Here is an 18912-nt window from a genome sequence, read left to right on the forward strand (position 1 = left end):
GGCGTGCCGTGTTTAACAGGTCGGCCACGGTTTTTTTAACGCAGGAGAACCATATCTATGTTGGTTAGTTATCATCGTATCGACGAACTGGGTGTAATCACCATAAATAACCCGCCGGTTAATGCACTGTCTCATGGCGTACGCCAGGGCATTTTTGATGCCGTGGCCCAAGCTCAAGACGACGACTCCAAAGCCGTGGTCATTCTGTGCGAGGGGCGGACGTTTGTTGCAGGGGCCGACATCAGCGAATTCGGAAAACCGATACAGGAGCCTTCACTGCCCCAAGTCAATGCGGCGATTGAGTCCTCAGCCAAGCCGGTGATCTCGGCAATTCACGGTAACGCGCTGGGCGGCGGGTTTGAACTGACCCTTAGCTGTCATTATCGATGCGCCGTGCCCTCAGCTTTTGTTGGATTGCCAGAAGTGACATTGGGTCTGCTTCCTGGTGCCGGTGGTACTCAGCGGGTGCCCCGACTCATCGGTGTTAAGCCTGCGCTGGATATGATGACCAGTGGGCAAAAAATCAGTGCGGATAATGCTTTGGCTATGGGATTGATCGATCGGGTTCTGGACGGTTCGCTCCCTGAGGCCGCATTTGCTTTCGCGAGAGACTGCATCGTGGATGGTTCGCCCCTGCGGCGTATCCGCGATGACCAGATTCCGCCGGATAGTTTCAGCTCCCAAGACTTTGAGGCATACCGCAATATGCTGAAAAAGCGAAAGCGAGGCCAAGAAGCTCCCCAGAGTATCGTGGATTGCGTGGAAGCGGCAATGACCAAGCCGTTTGACGAAGGATTAGCCTACGAGCGTTCTCGCTTTGTTGAGCGCTCTCAATCTGAGCAATCCGCTGCGCTGCGTCATGTTTTCTTTGCTGAGCGCCAGGCTCCGAAGGTTTCAGGCCTTGATAAAACCGTGAGTCCTCGTGCCATCAAGCGGGTCGGTATTATTGGCGCTGGCACCATGGGTGGCGGTATTGCCATGGCGTTCGCCAACGCGGGTATCCCCGTGACATTGTTGGAGCTCAATCAAGAAGGTCTGGACCGGGGGCTGGCTCTGGTTGCCAGAAACTATGGCATTACCGTTAGTAAGGGCAAGCTGTCACAAGAAGAGGCTGAGGCCCGTCAGGCTCTGATTAACGGCAGTACTGACTACCAAGCGTTGGCCGCCGTTGATCTGGCGATTGAAGCCGTTTTCGAAAGTATGGACGTCAAAAAGCAGGTATTTAGCCGTTTGGATGAGGTCTGTAAGCCGGGCGCGATCCTGGCTAGCAATACCTCGTATCTGGATATCAACGAGATTGCTGCATTCACCTCCCGTCCACAGGATGTAGTGGGCCTGCACTTTTTTAGTCCCGCAAACGTAATGCGTTTGTTGGAAGTGGTGCGAACGGACCAGACGGCGGCTGATGTAATCGCCACCGCGATGGCATTGGGCAAGCGCATTAGTAAGGTGCCTGTTCTGGCTGGCGTTTGCTATGGATTTATTGGCAACAGAATGCTTCGACAATACGCTCGCGAGGCACAGTTGTGCATGATCGAGGGTGCTGAGCCTGAGCAGATCGACGGTGCGTTGACGGGGTTTGGCATGGCGATGGGGCCACTGGCCGTTGGTGATCTGGCGGGTTTGGACATTGGTTATAAGGCACGTCAGGCGCTCACCGATGACCAGAAAGGCGACCCTCGCAGCTACTGCATTGCCGATGCCCTCGTGGAAATGGGGCGGCTCGGTCAGAAAACAGGGGCCGGCTATTATAAGTACGACCCCGAAACCCGAGCCCGTTCTTCTGATCCGGAGGTTCTGGCGGTGATTGAGGCCCAGGCGCGTAAGCACGGTGTAGTGCGTCGTAGCTTTACCGATGAGGAAATTCTCGACCGGCATTTGCTGGCTTTGGTCAACGAGGGTTTCCGGATATTAGAGGAGGGCATTGCCCAGCGCCCGAGTGATATCGATGTGGTTTATCTGTGTGGCTATGGCTTCCCGTCATATCGGGGGGGGCCGATGTTTTACGCAGCTCGTAGAGGCTTGAAAGAAGTGTATGAGCGCCTACTTGCTCTCCAGAAGCAAACCGGAGAAGCACACTGGGCACCAGCATTACTGCTTGAAACTTTGGTCCTGAATGGTCAGAGCCTGGATGATTGGGCGACAACAAAGAACTGAAGCCCTAGTTGCCGCGCCCGGGGGCGGGCTCCCGCCCCTTAGCCCAGTGGATCAGGGCAGCTTGCATAGCTGATTTTTCACTGTCATCATCCCGCATCTTCAGAAATTGATCGCTTGTCGAACGATCGTTTCAGTTATCGTTGAGAGGGATGATTGCGGGTGAGTCAGAAAGAAATCGATGTTAACAAGGCCGACAAAGAGTTTATGTCGACATTTGCCCGAGGACTTCAACTAATTCGGTCTTTTGGCACTGACACGCCCTCCATGACATTGTCAGCGGTTGCAGAAAAAAACCAGTTGTCGCGAGCGGCGGCCCGACGGTTTTTGCTGACCTTGCAAAAGCTAGGTTATGTTTCGCTGGAGGACAAAAAGTTTCGTTTGACCGCCAAGGTGCTGGAACTTGGCTACTCCTATCTCGCGTCGCTAGATTTTTCCGATACCATCACGCCCTTTATGGAGGAGGTCACCTACCAGTTGGGTGAATCCTGCTCCGCACTGGTGCTGGACGGCCTTGATATTGTTTACGTCGCTCGAATCCCTCGGCGTGGCTTGATCCCCCTTAACCTGCAGATCGGCGCCAGGTTGCCGGCGTATGCAACGTCCGGTGGACGCGTACTGATGTCGGCATTAGCGAATCAGGAGTTGGAAGATTTACTTCAAAAGACCCACTTTGAAAAACTAACAGCTTATACCAAGGGCCCAGACGAGCTCCGGCAGGAACTGGAGAAAATCCGCACCAACGGCTACGCCATCGTGGATCAGGAGCTGGAGCTAGGCATGCGCGCGCTGGCTGTGCCCGTGCTTGATCGACGCGGCCAGGCACGGTTTGCGCTGAACTCGAGTAGTCATGTCAGCACCGTTTCTCTGGATCGGATTGTCGAAGAATATGTCCCGATCATGCAACATGCCGCCCGGAAAATCGCCGAAGTCCTACCGTAACCAACCCCAGGCCTTTCTTGTTTTCAAGTTCCCGCTCTCTGGCTCGACCTTGGGCAGAGAGCTAAACCGAACCGTTCTCACTGATCGTCGGCTTAGGGCGAACTCCAGATAGTCTGAATCTTTCGATTGCGGCGCGTTTAAGCGTTGCCGCGATATAGCTGTGGGCGAATTCCGGTTTTCATGAAACGTAAATGCTGCTGTCTGGTGTGGCAAAAATATCTTGCACCTCTTTATTGAATGTGTGAAATTACCTGCGCGAACAATAAGCGAACATAAGTTCGATATTCGAACATATTAGGGTCTTATGAGGACAATCATAAAAATGATCAAAGCAATGAAACTTCGTTTAACGCGCTCAGTTCTGTGCGCTGTGGGTGCGGCTTGCGTGGCTCTGGGTAGCACAGCCCAAGCAGATGAGTGGCCTGACGATAACATTCGCCTAGTGGTCCCTTACTCTGCTGGCGGCACAACCGACCTACTCTCCCGTAAAGTAGCGGATCTCCTGCAGCGTGAATTGACGACGGTTGTGGTGGAAAATCGCCCAGGAGCGGGTTCTACCGTAGCCACAGGCCAGCTAGCTCGCGGTGGACGCGATTCCGATCACATGTTGCTGATGGCCTCGCCGGGCCACACGATTGGCGCGGCGATTTATCCAAACCTGAGATACGACCCCATCGCAGACTTCGTATTTATCCGCAACGTCATTAATATCCCGAACGTCATGGTGGTTCCGGGCAACAGCCCCTACAACACCGTTGCCGAATTTGTTGAAGCTGCCCGTGAACAGGAGTTGTCGTTCAGCTCCCCTGGTATCGGTAGCTCCGTTCATATGTCCGGTGAGCTGTTTAAAAACCTGACCAAATCCAACCTTGTGCACGTGCCCTTCCGTGGATCGGGTGAAGCTTTGCCAGCCCTGCTGGCGGGTGACGTGGATGTTGCCTTCGAAAATATGCCGACGGTTTATCCTCATATTCAGTCTGGCAAGCTCAAGGCGCTGGCGGTCACAACACCGAACGAATCTGAATTCCTGCCGGGTGTCCCAGCGATGCAGCAGGCGGGTAAAAGCTATGGTCTGGAGAATTACGAAACGTCGGCTTGGTTTGGTCTGATTGCTCACAAGTCGTTCCCGGAAGAAGGATTGGCGACGCTTCAGAAAGCGCTGGATAAGATGATGTCAGGAGAAGGTTTTCAAAAGTTTCTGCCGCAGTTTGGTGCGGTCGCTGGCACAGAAGTGGGTGATGATTTCCAACAGTTTGTTCAGCATGAGTTGACGAAATGGTCTGAAGTTTCCGAGCAGGCAAACCTGAAACGCTGATAGGAACTGCTATAGAGGCGGGATTGAGTCCTAGGGCCATCCCGCCTCTTTCTTTGAGGCTGATCAGTATACAGAGGTCATTCATGGAAAAATCTGAGATTCATACCGTTGCGACGATGGGCAACCATCATGGTCGGTGGAACCCTAATTCACTGCTTGGTGGGGCTTTCTGCATCTTGGCGGCAATCTTCCTGTTCTATGTGGTTCCCACCCACATCAATATGCCCCCCTACATGCAGCATCCTTTGCTCTCGCCACGATTCCTACCTCAGGTGGCAGGATGGCTGGTTTTTATCCTGTCGTTTCTTCTGATGATTGACGGAATGACGAAGCCGCCCAAGCGGACCGAAACCGATGAACTCCGCCGGGGTGTGCCGCTGGCCCGTCAAGCCTTGATGCTTGCAGCCGGGGTGGTTTACGCGATTTTTTTTGAAGAACTGGGTGCCATGGGAAGCGGCATTCTGGCCAGCGCCTTTTTGTTCCTCGCCAGTGGTCTGCGGGGGCTTGGGGTTTATGCCTTGGCCTTGGTCTTTCCGGTGATCGTGACGCTGCTATTTATCTATGTGCTGAATGTTCCACTTCCGGTTGGAACACTTTGGGAAATGCTCTTCCAGATCTGAGGTATCCCGGCCGACATGAACTGGGGCTCAAAGCAGAGCAAAGGCATCCGTCTGGTATCAGACAGAACGTTTCGGATTAAACACAATGGAAAATATTTCAGAAGTCTTAACGCTCTTTCTGAGCGTCGATAACTTTCTTGCTATCGCGGCCGGCGTTTTGATCGGGGTCGTGGTAGGCGCTATTCCAGGCCTGACCGCCACAATGGCGGTAGCGCTGGCTCTACCCTTCACTTTTTCGATGGAACCGGTAACCGCCATTCTTCTGCTGGTGGGCATCTATAAAGGTGGAATGTACGGCGGCTCTATAACTGCCATTCTGATCCGTACCCCGGGGTCGCCGGCCGCAGCCTGCACGTTGTTGGACGGTTATCCGATGGCACAGCAGGGGCAGGCCAAAAAGGCGTTGAAGACTGCGCTGTATTCATCCGTGGTCGCGGATATGATCTCGAACGTGGCGTTGATCTTTTTCGCCGCGTATCTGGCCAAGATTGCCCTCAACTTCGGGCCTCCGGAGTATTTCTGGCTGATCTGTTTTTCGCTGACCATCATCGTGTCGGTGTCCGGAACCTCGGTTGTCAAAGGGCTTATCGCCGCCGGCCTCGGTATCATTGTTTCGACCGTTGGGCTCGATGCGGTGTACGGTACTCAGCGGCTGACCTTTGATAACTACAATCTGATGGACCGGGTCTCGTTCATACCACTGCTGATCGGCCTGTTCGCTATTCCTGAAGTTATCGATTTTTATACATCCAAGGTGGCGCCGCACATACGCACGGCTGTGACCGGTGCCTCCTTGACGTGGAAAGAATTCAAGGGCTCTCTGAAAACAGTGGTTCGGGGCAGCATTATCGGTGTCATTATCGGTGCGATTCCGGGCACGGGCGCCACATCTGCGGCGTTCATCTCTTACAGTGAAGCCAAGCGGACATCACCACGCAAGGCCAATTTCGGAAAGGGTGAAGTGGAGGGTGTTGCGGCAGCCGAGGCGGGCAATAACGGTGTAGCAGGTGCCACCCTGATTCCACTGTTGTCACTTGGGATTCCGGGTGACGTGATCACCGCGATTATCCTCGGAGCCTTCATGATCCACGGTCTGACGCCGGGCCCAGTCTTGTTCCAGGAAAACCTGACTCTGGTTTACGCTTTGTTTTGCGGCATCATGGTTAGCTCTTTTGTGCTGGTTTTTGTGGGGAACGCCGCGATCCGTTATTTCTCGCTGATTGCGGACATACCGAAAACCATACTGTTACCCATTGTTTTGATGTTTTGCATTTACGGAGCGTACGCAGTCAATAACAATACGTTCGATATCGGTCTGATGCTGGCGTTCGGACTCATGGGCTTCGTGTTCAATCGCACCGGCATTGCCGCGGCGCCCTTTCTGATTGGGTTTATTCTGGGGCCTATGTTCGAGGATAATCTGCGGCGAACTATCCTGATTAGTAAAGGCGATCCGTCGATCTTCTACAGAGGTCCGATTACTTGGGTCTTCATCATGCTTACGGTGGCGTCTCTGATATTTGCAGTGCATCGCTACTGGGTAGCGAGGAAAGAAGAGCGTGCAGAGCTTACTGCTCAGTGAAAGGTGTGAATTGGAATTAGTAGCTCCGCTGTGTGGCGATGGCAATGTTGTTCGCCAACGGCGGTTAGCTACCGGCATACAACTTAGAGGTATGGATCAATTGGCAAACTATACCTTCGCATCATAAATATCGAGGAAGATAACGGTTTTATGTCCAAGACTTGCTAGACTTGTCAGCCACATTTTTCTGAGAAGAGTCTCGCGATGCCCACAACCGTGATCTCCGGCTTTACAAGAAACTTCCTCGGCAACGCGCCTACCTGGTACAAGCAAGTCATCCTGTTGTTTTTGATCGCCAATCCAATTGTGATGTACGTATTCGGGCCAGGCGTTGCGGGCTGGTTGTTGATTGGTGAATTCATCTTCACGCTGGCAATGGCGCTCAAGTGTTACCCGTTGCTGCCGGGCGGGTTGTTGGCGGTGGAATCCTTGTTGATTGGCCTAACCACCGCCGATGCGGTCTACAACGAAGTGCTCACCAACTTCCCGGTTATTCTGCTACTGATGTTCATGGTGGCGGGCATTTACTTCATGAAGGAGCTGTTGCTAGTTACCTTCACCCAAATTCTGGTGGGCGTGCGTTCAAAATCGGCACTCTCATTGCTCTTCTGCGTTGCCGCCGCGATTTTGTCCGCGTTTTTGGATGCGCTTACCGTCACTGCGGTGATCATCAGCGTGGCGGTAGGCTTCTACTCGGTGTATCACAAGGTCGCATCCGGTAAGGGCTATCAGCAGAAAGATCACAACGCCAACAGCGATGCCGAAGTGGTCGAACTGCACCGGGAAGACCTCGAAAACTTCCGTGCCTTTCTGCGTAGCTTGTTGATGCACGGTGCCATCGGTACCGCGCTTGGCGGCGTGGCGACCATGGTGGGTGAGCCTCAAAACCTGTTGATTGCTAAAGTGGTGGGCTGGGACTTCGCAGGCTTCTTTTTACACATGGCTCCGGTCAGTTTGCCGGTGCTGGTTGCCGGTTTGTGCACCTGCTGGGCGCTGGAAAAGCTGCGTTGGTTTGGCTACGGCGGCCGGCTGCCGAAACCGGTACGTCGCGTGCTGGAAGAGTTTGCCGAAAATGAGCGCACCAGCCGCACGGCTTCCGATAAAGCCGCACTTTGGGTTCAGGCAGCCGCCGCTGTGGTTCTGGTGTTGGGGCTCGCGCTCCACATTGCAGAAGTGGGGCTGATCGGCCTCTTGGTGATCATTCTGATTACCTCCTTTACCGGGGTGATCGATGAACACAAAATCGGTAAAGCCTTTCAGGAATCCCTGCCGTTCACTTCGTTGTTAGTGGTGTTCTTTGCCATTGTGGCGGTGATCCACGAGCAACATCTGTTCAAGCCCATTATCGATTACGTCCTGAGTTTGCCCGAAAGCCAGCAGCCGGGCATGTTTTTCATCGCCAACGGTGTGTTGTCCATGATCAGCGACAACGTCTTCGTGGCCACGGTGTACATCAGTGAAGTGAAGCAGGCTTTGGATAGCGGCAGCATCAGTTACGAACACTTCCAAACACTGGCTGTGGCGATCAACACCGGTACCAACCTGCCGAGTGTTGCCACACCCAATGGCCAGGCCGCGTTCCTGTTCCTGCTCACCTCGGCTATCGCACCTCTGGTGCGCTTATCCTACGGTAAGATGGTGATCATGGCCTTCCCCTATACGCTGGTGATGGGCGGGGTCGGGTTGTATATGGTTACCCATGCTTTCTAAACCATTCTGAGTATTGGGTTGCACAGACAATCTTTCGATCTGTTACTCTTTGCTATCGTTAAAGAGATTCCAGAGGGTTGTTATGCGCCTAAGCCTTCTCAGGTCCAGAGCATGGTTCCGCTTCACTCGTGTGTTTTTGAGCGGGCTGTGTCTCTGTGTGGTTTTGAGCTCTGTGCACGCAGAAAACATTCAGCACACTGATCCAGGCACGCGCACCCTGCGTGTTGCTTACATGGAGTTCCGTCCGGTTACCTACCAGAACGCCTTCGGCGAGCCAGAAGGCGTAATGGTGGGTATAACCGAAAAGGTGGCCAAGGAGGCTGGCTATAAGCTGGAGTTTTTGTACCTTCCGGTCAGTCGCGCTTATCTCTATTTGAAAAAGGGCACGATTGATTTTGCGCTGGGTTTGACCGAAGTTCCCGCCTTGAACGGTGCTGTGATCGACAGTGAGATCAATCTGGTTTCGGTTGCATTGAGTGCCTGGTATCGCGAAGGCCAAGCGCCGATCACGCACATAGACGACTTTCGGGATCGAGTCGTGATACTGATCAACGGTTTCACTTATGGCGGTCTTCGGTCATGGCTGGAGCAGCAAGACGACATCCGCATTACCAATGCCCCCAATCACCGCTCTGCCATCGATATGCTCAAACGTGGCCGAGGGGACTACCTGCTGGATTATCGTGATCCAGTTCTTGAAGAATTGACGAAATCCCGGGATTTATTGATTCAAGAAAGTGAAATCCGCACCCGGAAAGGCGCGTGGTTGTTCTCGGCTGCTACATCGAGGGCGGAAGTGCTTCGTGCAGAGTTTGATGCTGCCTATCACCGTTTGGCTGAACGAGGCGAGGTACCTCCGGCCGACACCAGCGAACAACCTATCCTGTTACGGGGCTATCCAGCGCTTTAAAGAGTGAAACTCCCCCCATCTTGTTTCTCTTTGAGTTCGTGTATATAGTTGTGATGTCTCTGGCTAGCTACCAGATGTTGTGTTTTGAGCGAAATTCAAACACATCGTTTAAAAGGTAGCCGGGAATCCGGTGAGAATCCGGAACTGACGCGCAGCGGTATTGGGGAACGAGCGTGGCATATTGACACTGGCAACCGCCGGGAAGTCGCCACACAAGGCAGAACCACAAGGTTCATGCCCCTGAGTCCGAAGACCTGCCAGAGACGTGTTGTTTTCTAACGCCACAAAGAAAACAGCTCGACTGCACCTTCGCGACTCAGGCGCCTGCATTTGGCACCATAAGGTGAGCAGCAACGAACATGGCACAGCGACAGCCCGATCGGGTTGATGCTTTGTTCGTCCTGCGTACGCGAAGGTTATAGAACTCACGCGTATTCAGGAGATAACGGTATGTCTGCTACAGCTCTGGCCGAACCGCGGCCCACCTCACCATCCGACACAGAAGCCCTGCAGGTTATTAAGCGCAACGGCAATCTGGTCAGCTTCACTCCCTCTAAAATCAGCGTAGCCGTTACCAAAGCCTTCTTGGCGGTTGAAGGAGACAAAGCCGCTGGGTCTGCCCGTATTAACGATGCCGTACACCGCGTAACTGAACAGGTTGTTCAAGCCATCAGTCGTCGTTTGAAAGCTGGCGGCCGGGTACACATCGAAGACATACAGGACCAAGTTGAACTGGCCCTGATGCGCGCGGAAGAACAGAAAGTAGCCAGAGCCTACGTACTCTACCGTGAAGAACACGCCCGAGAGCGCGCCCAGCACGAACCGGTGGAAGCGCACCCTCATCTCACCGTAAAACAAGCCAGTGGCCGCACCGTACCGCTGGATTTGGGCCTGATGAAGCGCCAGGTTGAGCAGGCCTCCGAAGGCTTGGAAGGTATTGAAGGCGATTCGTTGGTGGAAGAAGCCATTCGCAACCTCTACAACGGCATCGACGAAGCCGAAGTACTGAGCGCACTGATCATGACCGCCCGCGGCCGTATCGAGCGCGAGCCAGACTACAGCGCCGTGACCGCCCGTTTGCTGCTGGAACAACTGCGCCTGGAAAGCGTGACCGCTCTGAACCTTGATACCAGCCTGAACCTTGCGGAGATTTATCCACAGGCTCTAAGCGCCTTTATTCACGCCGGTATTCGTTACGAGTTGTTGGATGAAGCCATGGCCGCGTTCGATCTGGAACAGCTGGGTGCCGCGATTAAGCCCGAACGCGACCAGCAGTTTGGTTTCCTCGGCCTGCAAACCCTGTACGACCGTTACTTCCTGCACTGGAAAGGCGACCGCCTGGAATTGCCACAGGTATTCTTCATGCGTGTGGCCATGGGTCTGGCGCTGCGTGAAGACGACCCCAACAGCCGCGCCATCGAGTTCTATAACCTGTTGTCTTCATTCGACTACATGGCATCCACGCCGACACTGTTCAACAGCGGCACCCGCCACTCCCAGCTGTCGTCTTGCTACCTCACCACCGTGGGCGACGATCTTGAAGACATCTACGGCGCCATTCGCGACAACGCCATGCTTTCCAAATGGGCTGGCGGCCTAGGTAACGACTGGACACCCGTGCGCGCGCTGGGCTCTCGCATCAAAGGCACCAATGGCCAGAGCCAAGGCGTAGTACCGTTTTTGAAAGTGGTGAACGACACCGCCGTAGCGGTAAACCAGGGCGGCAAGCGCAAAGGCGCCGTGTGCGCCTATCTGGAAAGCTGGCACCTGGATATCGAAGAGTTTCTGGAACTGCGTAAAAACACCGGTGACGAACGCCGCCGTACCCACGACATGAACACCGCCAACTGGGTACCGGATTTGCTGATCGAGCGAATGCGGCAAGACCGCGACTGGACCCTGTTCAGCCCCAGCGACGTGCCAGACCTGCACGACCTGTACGGCAACGAATTCCGCGAGCGCTATGAGCACTACGAAGCGCTGGCCGCGGAAGGCAAAATCGAGCTGTTCAAAACCATCCCGGCCAAGCAGCTGTGGCGCAAAATGCTGACCGTGTTGTTTGAAACCGGCCACCCGTGGATCACCTTCAAAGACCCCTGCAACCTGCGCTCGCCGCAGCAGCACAAGGGCGTGGTACACAGCTCCAACCTGTGTACCGAAATCACCCTGAACACCAGCGCCGATGAAATTGCGGTGTGCAACCTGGGCTCGGTCAACCTGGCCGCCCACATCAGCAATGGCGAGCTGGATGTGCAGCGCCTGGAGCGCACCGTAAACACCGCCGTGCGCATGCTCGATAACGTTATCGACATCAACTTCTACGCCGTACCCCAAGCGCGCAACTCCAACCTGAAACATCGCCCGGTGGGTCTTGGCCTGATGGGCTTTCAGGACGCGCTTTACGCATTGGGCTTGCCGTACACCAGCCCGCAAGCGGTGGAATTCGCCGATGTGGCGATGGAACAGCTGAGCTACTTCGCCATCCGTGCATCCGCTGAGCTTGCGGCCGAGCGGGGCGCTTATGCAACCTACGAAGGTTCGCTGTGGAGCCAAGGCATACTGCCCATCGATTCCATCGAACTGCTGAAAAATGCCCGCCGGGAAGGCGATATCAGCGTGAACACCGACAGCCGACTGGACTGGGCTCCGGTGCGTGAACTCATCGCCCAACATGGCATGCGCAACAGCAACGTGATGGCCATTGCGCCGACGGCCACCATTTCCAACATCGTGGGCGTGTCGCAATCCATCGAGCCGGCGTACCAAAACCTGTTCGTGAAATCGAACCTCTCCGGCGAATTCACCGTGGTGAACCCCTCCTTGGTGCGTGACCTCAAGGCCGAAGGCCTGTGGGACAACGTGATGGTGAACGACCTCAAATACTACGACGGCAGCGTGCAGCAAATTGAGCGCATACCCACCGAACTGAAATCCCGCTACGCCACCGCGTTTGAGATTGATGCCCGTTGGTTGGTGGAAGCTGCTTCTCGCCGCCAGAAATGGCTGGACCAAGCCCAGAGCCTGAACCTGTACATGGCAGAGCCCAGCGGTAAAAAGCTGGATGAGCTGTACCAGTTGGCTTGGGAACGTGGCCTGAAAACCACCTACTACCTGCGCTCTCTAGGAGCCACCGGCGTGAACGAACAAGCCGCCCCGGTTGCCGCACCACAGCCACAAGTGTGCAGCATTGACGAACCCGACTGCGAAGCATGTCAGTAACCACTTACTACTATTGAGAGGCAAAACCATGCTGAATTGGGACGACGAAACCAAACCACAAAGCCAGCCCTCTGCACACAGCAGTGTGGCCCCGGTGAACGTAGACGACAAGCGCGTGATCAACGGCGAAACCGACGTAAATCAGTTGGCGCCGTTTAAATACCCGTGGGCTTGGGAGTTCTTCATGAACGCCAACAAAAACCACTGGACCCCGCTGGACGTGAACATGGCGCAGGACGTTCACGACTACCACCACCGCCTGAACCCGGCGGAAAAGCACGTGTTCGAAAACGTGGTGGCCTACCTGACCACCTCCGACATACTGGCCATGCGCAACATCGGCCTGGCCGTGATGGAAAAAATGACCGCGCCAGAGCTGCAGATCTACCAGGCGCGCCAGGTATACGAAGAAGCTCTGCACACCTGGACCTACCAGCACTGCATTGAAACCCTGAACCTGGACCAAAGCGAAATCTACAACCGCTACCGCGTGGTGCCGCAGATTAACGCCAAAATCCAGATGGCCAACCGCCGGCTAGACGCCGCCATGCGCCCCGACATCAACCTGCGCAACAAAGACGACCTGCAAGAATTCATCATGTCGTACCTGTTCTTTGCAGCGGTGTTTGAAGGTTGCTGGTTCTACAACGGCTTCAGCCCCATCTTCGCCCTGCAACGCCGCGGCCTGATGCGCGGCACGGGCGAGCAGTTCCAGTACATACTGCGCGACGAAGCCATGCACTTCGCCTTCGGCCTGAAAGTGGTCAACCAGATACTGGAAGAAGAAAACATCAGCTTCGACCCGAAAGCCGTGCGTGAGATGTGGGAAGAATCCGAAGCCGCTGAGCGCGACTACGCCAACTACATTCTGCGCGACTCGATCCTGGGCTATTCCGCGGAATATCACATCGAACAGTTCCGCTTCGTGGCCAACCGCCGCGCCCGCACCGTAGGGCTGGAAGAGCCGTTCCCGGGGGCGAAAAACGTATCGCCCTGGCTGGATGAGCAGGCCACCATGCGGAAGGAGAAGAACTTCTTTGAAACGCGGGTGATTGAGTACCAGACCGGGGCTCAGTTGGAGTGGTAAGTACTCACCCACGCTGAACGGCTTTCATCCCAAAGGGCTGCGAACCCCCGCAAAACCTTGCCCTAGAACATGGGTATAGATTTGGGTGGTTCGCAGGTCTGCGTGGCCGAGTAGATCTTGCACGGTACGGATATCGTTGCCGCGTTTCAGGAGTTCAGTGGCGAAGGTGTGGCGGAAGGTATGGCAGCCTGCGGACTTGCCAATGCCACTTGCAGAAACGGCTGCCTTCACTGCTTTCTGCACAGAACTGGTGTGAATGTGGTGACGAACCACCTTACCGAAGTCGTTTTTACACAGAGAGTGTGAGGTGAACAACCATTGCCAATCCAGCGACAGATCTGCGGTGGGATACTTGCGGGCAAGGGCAAATGGGAGACTTACCGGTGTTTGCAGGGAGAGGTCTTTTTCTTTCCAGGACTTTCGAATGGAGGCAATTTGCCGTTCTAAATCGGAAATCAGCGTGCCCGGCATGAGAGTTGTTCTGTCTTTTGCGCCCTTACCATCCCGTACAATGATGATTTGGTTGCCGAAATCAATATCCTTCACCCGTAAGCGACACGCTTCTGTTACTTGCTAGCCAGGTAAGGAATTCATTTACTTCCTTTGGCCCCATGTCCCGAGGGTGCTTCATCTGGTGAAAGCGGATGAAAAAACGGATCCAGTACCAATAGGATTTTTCTGTACGAATGCTGTAGCGATTAACCCGGATGACCGCGCGAACTTGATCCCGGAGGCGCGGTTGAGGTTGTATGCCGTCCATATTGGCGAGCCTCTTAATTGATTTTTAATGCTGTACGTTTGTACAGCATTATTGGTTTCACGAAAACAAGAAGTCAAGCGATTACATGGAGGGTCGGCCGAAACTGGGCTAACCTGTTGTTAAAATTGAGACTTAAGGCGTGGAGCGGATATTAAAAAGTGGCATTATCGAGAACGCACTTTTTTGCAATATCGCGGAACGCGGTCTAGTTGCTGTTAGAAGCCCGCTTAGCATAATCGACACATGGAGAGTAAGAATTGGATCCCTACTACGAATTAGCTTATGCATTGGAATCAAAATCGATATGTATGTTTGTAGGGACTGGGTTTTCTATGCATTTAAGCGATTTGAAAGCACCGTCATGGTTAAGTCTGTTGCAAAAATGTGCGAAAAAAATTGAAGGTGGTGATGAACTTATTGAACAGTTATTTCCCGACAATAAGCCAGTGATGCCGCTAGAAGAATGCGCAAGCATAATACAAGTAAGGATGAAGTCTGAAGGAAAGTGCCTGCACACGGAAATAGCCAAAATTATTCGTAAGTTAAAATTGGGGAAAAACTCTGACAAGGTTAAGAATTTCGTTGAAAAGTTTCCTGATTTGAAATTTATAACAACCAATTACGATGAATTGATCGAAAAGGGACTGCTAGAAGATAAAGAATCAACAACATACTCTATCGGTTATCCCGTCAATAGGCAGCCTAAGGGTGTTCAGATCTATCATGTACATGGCTCAGTTAAGCATCCAAAGAAAATGGTAGTTACAGCTGATGATTACTTTAGATTTATAAATCGTCCAGATTACTTCTCGAAGAAGATTCAGACGTTAATTGAGGAAAATACGACCGTAATTATTGGTTACTCCCTCGGCGATATCAATTTTAGGGCTATTTTGAATAACCAAAGATCGAATCGAATTCACGATATAAATAGACAAAACCTATTCCTTTTGTCGCGAGGAGAGGTAGATCAAAATGTTAAAGATTATTACGATAGAAGCTATGGTCTGCGAGTTATAGATAATACCGAAATTGACGATTTTATATCTGAAATACTAGGCAAGCATAACAAGATTAAAGACCGTGTAGCAAAGTCTAGAAACCTATTAATGCCTGTGCTTGAAGGTACAAAGAAGTTCACCGATACATATTTAAAGAAAAGCGATTCATTTTTCGAGATTGTAGCAACATTGTCCTCAAACGGAATTCTAATATCTCATCCCGATGTTATGAAGTTCCTGAAAGACGTTTTGAAGAGAAAAGACAATTTCACATCCGAAAATGGTGCCTGGAATCAATACGTACATTTGGCTAAATGGCTGGTTCATTTAGGTTCAATTATGGACATAAAGGAAACACCGCTAGAAGAGGTTTATTTATCTGCTGTGAGTACATCCTTTGGAAATATGTCAAAGAAGCAAATTTTAGGTCGCTCATGGCACGCATTTACCGCTTGGAAAACAAGCTGGTACAGTCTCACTTACGACAATAGGCAAATGATAATTGAATATTTTAAAGATAATTACATCTCGGATGACGGTGAGGAAGTGATCAGTCAATAAAGGCTTCTAACAAAGCCATTAAGTCGGATTCGTAACAGCTTGCTCGGTTCCGCTTCGCTTCACATTTCAGCAAGCTATTACTCACCGCTTATGGCGGCGTTAGGCGTAAATGCAACCAAACTATGGAGAATCCGCTTGAAGCTTAATAGGGAAATTCTGTTGGATCAATGGTCTAGCGAATATACGGAAGATTATAAGAGCTGCTTAAATGCGAAAGGCCTATATGACACAATGCAATTCGTACTGAGACTTAGGCCTGATCTCCACGCTCTCCTTGAGGGAGTTGAAAGTGGAATCGCGAAGTCAGGCGATTATGACTCCGATACAATACAGGCGTTCTCTACGTATTTCCACGAAACAATTCATTGGTGGCAACACTCCGGCTCTATTTCCGGTTTAATCTTAAGCCTAAGTTATCCGTCGCAGACCCATATCAACCACTCATATCTAAAACGGTACTTAGATATTGTTGGTCCGGTTAAGCCAATAAAAAAATACAACGAACTGAACTCTAAAGAGATTGATCCTGAAGATGATGAATTTAAAACCATAAATGTCATTTTGAATAATTTTCATGACATTGAGTTTTTCAAGTTCAGAGTTATAGTGCCGGAGTCTGCGAAAGAAATCTCTAATGATCGATTATTCGAATCAGTAGGTCACTCGTTTCATATTGCGTATTCATCTTTCATTAATCTACTTTCTTCTTGCTTTGACCGGGAGCTTGAATTTTTGCCTAACGCAAAAGATTGGGGCGAAGGTTTTGAAAAGTTAAGTGATGATAAGGTCGAAGGCTATTATCATGGATCTAGTATCGGGGTCCCTCCAGTTGGCCTCAAAGAAATCTACGAAGGCCAAGCTAGATTTCTGCAAATGCAATATCTTTTCTTTGCCTCCGGAGGCAAACTTACTTGGGGTGATTTCGAGGAGCTAGGTATGCTCAACGGAGTTTATTACAAAGCGTTTGCGGTGTTTCTGGAGCTTACAGAGACTGAACGGCCGGATTCAATAGATAGCCCTGTAGTCGCACTATTCCTTCTGATACTTGACTTAGCAATGAACCCGGGAGATGGTTTTCCGTTCGATATAATGCACTTTGAGTCATTTATCGAATCTGTTGATCCAGGAATAAGATTTTTATTTTTATGCCGTATGGTTCCCCTGAAGCATCCTGAGCTTAAAGGCTATATTAAAGATTATTCCTCATCAGAGTATTTCGAGGCATCTGAATTGTTATCGAAAGCTACTGTTTGTCCATCTCCCATCCAAATTGCCTCTTTAATATCGCGATGGGCTGAAAATGAGCCAAGCCTTATAAAACTGATGGAGGAGGAAAAGAAATTTGAATTTGGTGACGAGAATCAACCGATTAGATTAATTTTTTCGAGATTTATAAGATATCAGAAAGATAAGCTCGCTAACCCTGCATACTTTTGTTGGACCGGTGTGTATTCAGCCGGGAATAAATGCTCAGACGAGAGTCTTCGTCTTTTTAATGAGCACGAAGCCTTATTTAAAGACCAATCAGATGGAGATATTTATCCAAGGCTATTCGCAGATAAAGATCAGAAGTCAGTTCAGTCATCATTTGATAAGTTCTATTCTTGGGTTGCTACATACAATCTATGTCGTCAGTGGATAATCGACGATGGAGATTTTAGCTATGACTTTTGGTGGTTGACTAGTAAATTTTCAATGGATGAACTGGAGACTTGGGCATCGGCCCATTTCAAGAATGCGTTTGGAGTACAACCTCAGAGCTTTCGGGTGCTTGATGATGCCTAACAATGTGGTTAAAGGGACGCCAACTGCGCTGCGCTCCGTTGACGCCCATTACCACTGGTGTTAGCGAATATAAGGATTGATATGTCGAACAATGTCCACCCCTTACAAGAAGCTACAGTGCATCTTTTAGATGCGCTGTATAGAGACAAGCATCTAGCCGTTACGTCAGCTATGTTAACGATCCAAAACGGCCACTATCCATCAGTGCAAGCGATCCTCGAAACTCTGCGCCGATACGAGGATGAAGAGCTAGTTGTTAGGTTCATTGAGAGCAATGGTCAATTGGTCGAGGAAGCGAGGGAATACATTGCGAATGAGCAAGCGAAGCGTGAAGCCGGTACGACTGACCAGATAGAGCAGGCGTCTTTTGGTGATATTTTTGGAGCAGCATTTCAGACGGTAAAACCTTTTGAGTTACTTAAAGGAGTTCGCTTGTCGGAAATTGAGGACGCTTTTTCCAAGGCGTTGACAGAACTTTGTGGCGAGGAGCTGAGTGTCTCCATCGGTGGGATGGAGAAAGAAGATTCATGGCGTGAGCAAGTTAATTTGCAGCTTGGTGTTGTCGCTAGGAGCAATAATCGCTAACCAGTGGGTGAAGTCCACACCAAAAGCCTTCTGCTTTTGGTCCCCTTCGCTGCGCTCCGGTGCCGGTTACCTTCAGCGTTAGGCCAGTAAACGAACAGAGGTTCAAGCATGGATATCGATGACTTTATGAAAAGTACAAATGGGCCGGCCTATGAGAAAAACGAATCAAGAAATGGCCCGCCGCTCACCTACGTAGGCGAGAAGCTTCGGTATGCGCTGGAACACTGCCATGATTTGCTGCAAGGAATCGAGAGCTGCGTTCCCGATAGCCTTCCTCTTCCAGACGAATATCAGGAAGGCGCGCCGATTTCTGCAAAGCAGGACTTATTAAAAAACCCGGCGTGGGCTTCTTTTCATTATCAAGTCACTGCGTTTGTAGCACTGTTCAACATGCTTGGAGTCGTGAAATCCAGTAAGGATATTGAACACTTAGGGCAAATGCCGGAGGCAGACTTCAAAAAGTGGCTCGATTTCATTGAGCGTGAGGGCTCAGTTCTCGGGTGACGGCCTAACAAGGCCAGGCACGGCGACGCCTACATTTCGTAGCCGCGCATGCTGGCTGGCGTTGAGGCTGTAGAAAAAACCCAAATCGAACTCGTTTTGGTAGCATTGAGCAAACAGACAAGGAGTCGTCGGGATGCCTCGTTTCAAGCACTACAACTACGACCAGGATGCGATGGT

General features: G+C 51.6%; 13 protein-coding genes, 1 pseudogene and 1 riboswitch. Of the genes and pseudogenes, 13 read left to right on the forward strand and 1 reads right to left on the reverse strand.

Annotation, left to right across the window (positions count from 1 at the left end; all coding sequences use genetic code 11):
• Positions 1-51: 51 nt before the first annotated feature.
• The 9 genes from ACNQ6O_RS13935 (at position 52) to ACNQ6O_RS13975 (ending at position 13539) form a co-directional block, all read left to right on the forward strand.
• On the forward strand, positions 52-2157 hold the full coding sequence (locus tag ACNQ6O_RS13935; protein ID WP_418053850.1) for a 3-hydroxyacyl-CoA dehydrogenase NAD-binding domain-containing protein: 2106 nt from the start codon (positions 52-54) through the stop codon (positions 2155-2157).
• A gap of 159 nt (positions 2158-2316) precedes the next feature.
• Positions 2317-3096 (forward strand): IclR family transcriptional regulator domain-containing protein, encoded by a 780-nt coding sequence (locus ACNQ6O_RS13940; RefSeq protein WP_418053829.1) that lies wholly within the window; start codon positions 2317-2319, stop codon positions 3094-3096.
• Between the two features lie 322 nt (positions 3097-3418).
• Positions 3419-4411, forward strand: a complete 993-nt coding sequence (locus tag ACNQ6O_RS13945) for a Bug family tripartite tricarboxylate transporter substrate binding protein (RefSeq protein ID WP_418053830.1) — start codon at positions 3419-3421, stop codon at positions 4409-4411.
• Between the two features lie 83 nt (positions 4412-4494).
• Positions 4495-5031, forward strand: a complete 537-nt coding sequence (locus ACNQ6O_RS13950; protein ID WP_418053831.1) for a tripartite tricarboxylate transporter TctB family protein — start codon at positions 4495-4497, stop codon at positions 5029-5031.
• Positions 5032-5116: 85 nt separating this feature from the next.
• Positions 5117-6613 carry a tripartite tricarboxylate transporter permease gene (locus tag ACNQ6O_RS13955; RefSeq protein ID WP_418053832.1) on the forward strand — a complete coding sequence of 499 codons (1497 nt, stop codon included), beginning with the start codon at positions 5117-5119 and terminating at the stop codon, positions 6611-6613.
• 204 nt (positions 6614-6817) lie between these two features.
• Positions 6818-8323 carry a sodium/proton antiporter NhaB gene (gene nhaB, locus ACNQ6O_RS13960; protein WP_418053833.1) on the forward strand — a complete coding sequence of 502 codons (1506 nt, stop codon included), beginning with the start codon at positions 6818-6820 and terminating at the stop codon, positions 8321-8323.
• A gap of 172 nt (positions 8324-8495) precedes the next feature.
• Positions 8496-9233: a substrate-binding periplasmic protein gene (locus ACNQ6O_RS13965; protein WP_418053834.1), complete on the forward strand. Its 738-nt coding sequence runs from the start codon at positions 8496-8498 to the stop codon at positions 9231-9233.
• A 60-nt stretch (positions 9234-9293) separates the two neighbouring features.
• A riboswitch (cobalamin riboswitch) is annotated at positions 9294-9510 on the forward strand.
• Positions 9511-9683: 173 nt separating this feature from the next.
• A complete protein-coding gene (locus tag ACNQ6O_RS13970) occupies positions 9684-12452 on the forward strand; it encodes a ribonucleoside-diphosphate reductase subunit alpha (protein WP_418053835.1) in 2769 nt (922 codons plus the stop codon).
• A gap of 28 nt (positions 12453-12480) precedes the next feature.
• A complete protein-coding gene (locus ACNQ6O_RS13975; RefSeq protein ID WP_418053836.1) occupies positions 12481-13539 on the forward strand; it encodes a ribonucleotide-diphosphate reductase subunit beta in 1059 nt (352 codons plus the stop codon).
• 24 nt (positions 13540-13563) lie between these two features.
• On the opposite strand, the pseudogene ACNQ6O_RS13980 reads toward ACNQ6O_RS13975, so the two are convergent.
• Positions 13564-14299: pseudogene (locus ACNQ6O_RS13980) on the reverse strand (tyrosine-type recombinase/integrase).
• A 257-nt stretch (positions 14300-14556) separates the two neighbouring features.
• Here ACNQ6O_RS13980 and ACNQ6O_RS13985 point away from each other — a divergent pair.
• The 4 genes from ACNQ6O_RS13985 to ACNQ6O_RS14000 all read left to right on the forward strand — a co-directional run bounded on the left by ACNQ6O_RS13985 (position 14557) and on the right by ACNQ6O_RS14000 (position 18735).
• Complete coding sequence (locus ACNQ6O_RS13985) at positions 14557-15861, forward strand: SIR2 family NAD-dependent protein deacylase (RefSeq protein ID WP_418053837.1); 1305 nt, start codon at positions 14557-14559, stop codon at positions 15859-15861.
• Between the two features lie 39 nt (positions 15862-15900).
• A complete protein-coding gene (locus tag ACNQ6O_RS13990) occupies positions 15901-17646 on the forward strand; it encodes a hypothetical protein (RefSeq protein ID WP_418053838.1) in 1746 nt (581 codons plus the stop codon).
• A gap of 81 nt (positions 17647-17727) precedes the next feature.
• A complete protein-coding gene (locus ACNQ6O_RS13995; protein WP_418053839.1) occupies positions 17728-18231 on the forward strand; it encodes a hypothetical protein in 504 nt (167 codons plus the stop codon).
• A gap of 108 nt (positions 18232-18339) precedes the next feature.
• Positions 18340-18735: a hypothetical protein gene (locus ACNQ6O_RS14000; RefSeq protein WP_418053840.1), complete on the forward strand. Its 396-nt coding sequence runs from the start codon at positions 18340-18342 to the stop codon at positions 18733-18735.
• The last annotated feature ends 177 nt before the right edge of the window (positions 18736-18912 follow it).

Source organism: Marinobacter sp. SBS5, from assembly GCF_048285575.1.
Lineage (GTDB): Bacteria > Pseudomonadota > Gammaproteobacteria > Pseudomonadales > Oleiphilaceae > Marinobacter.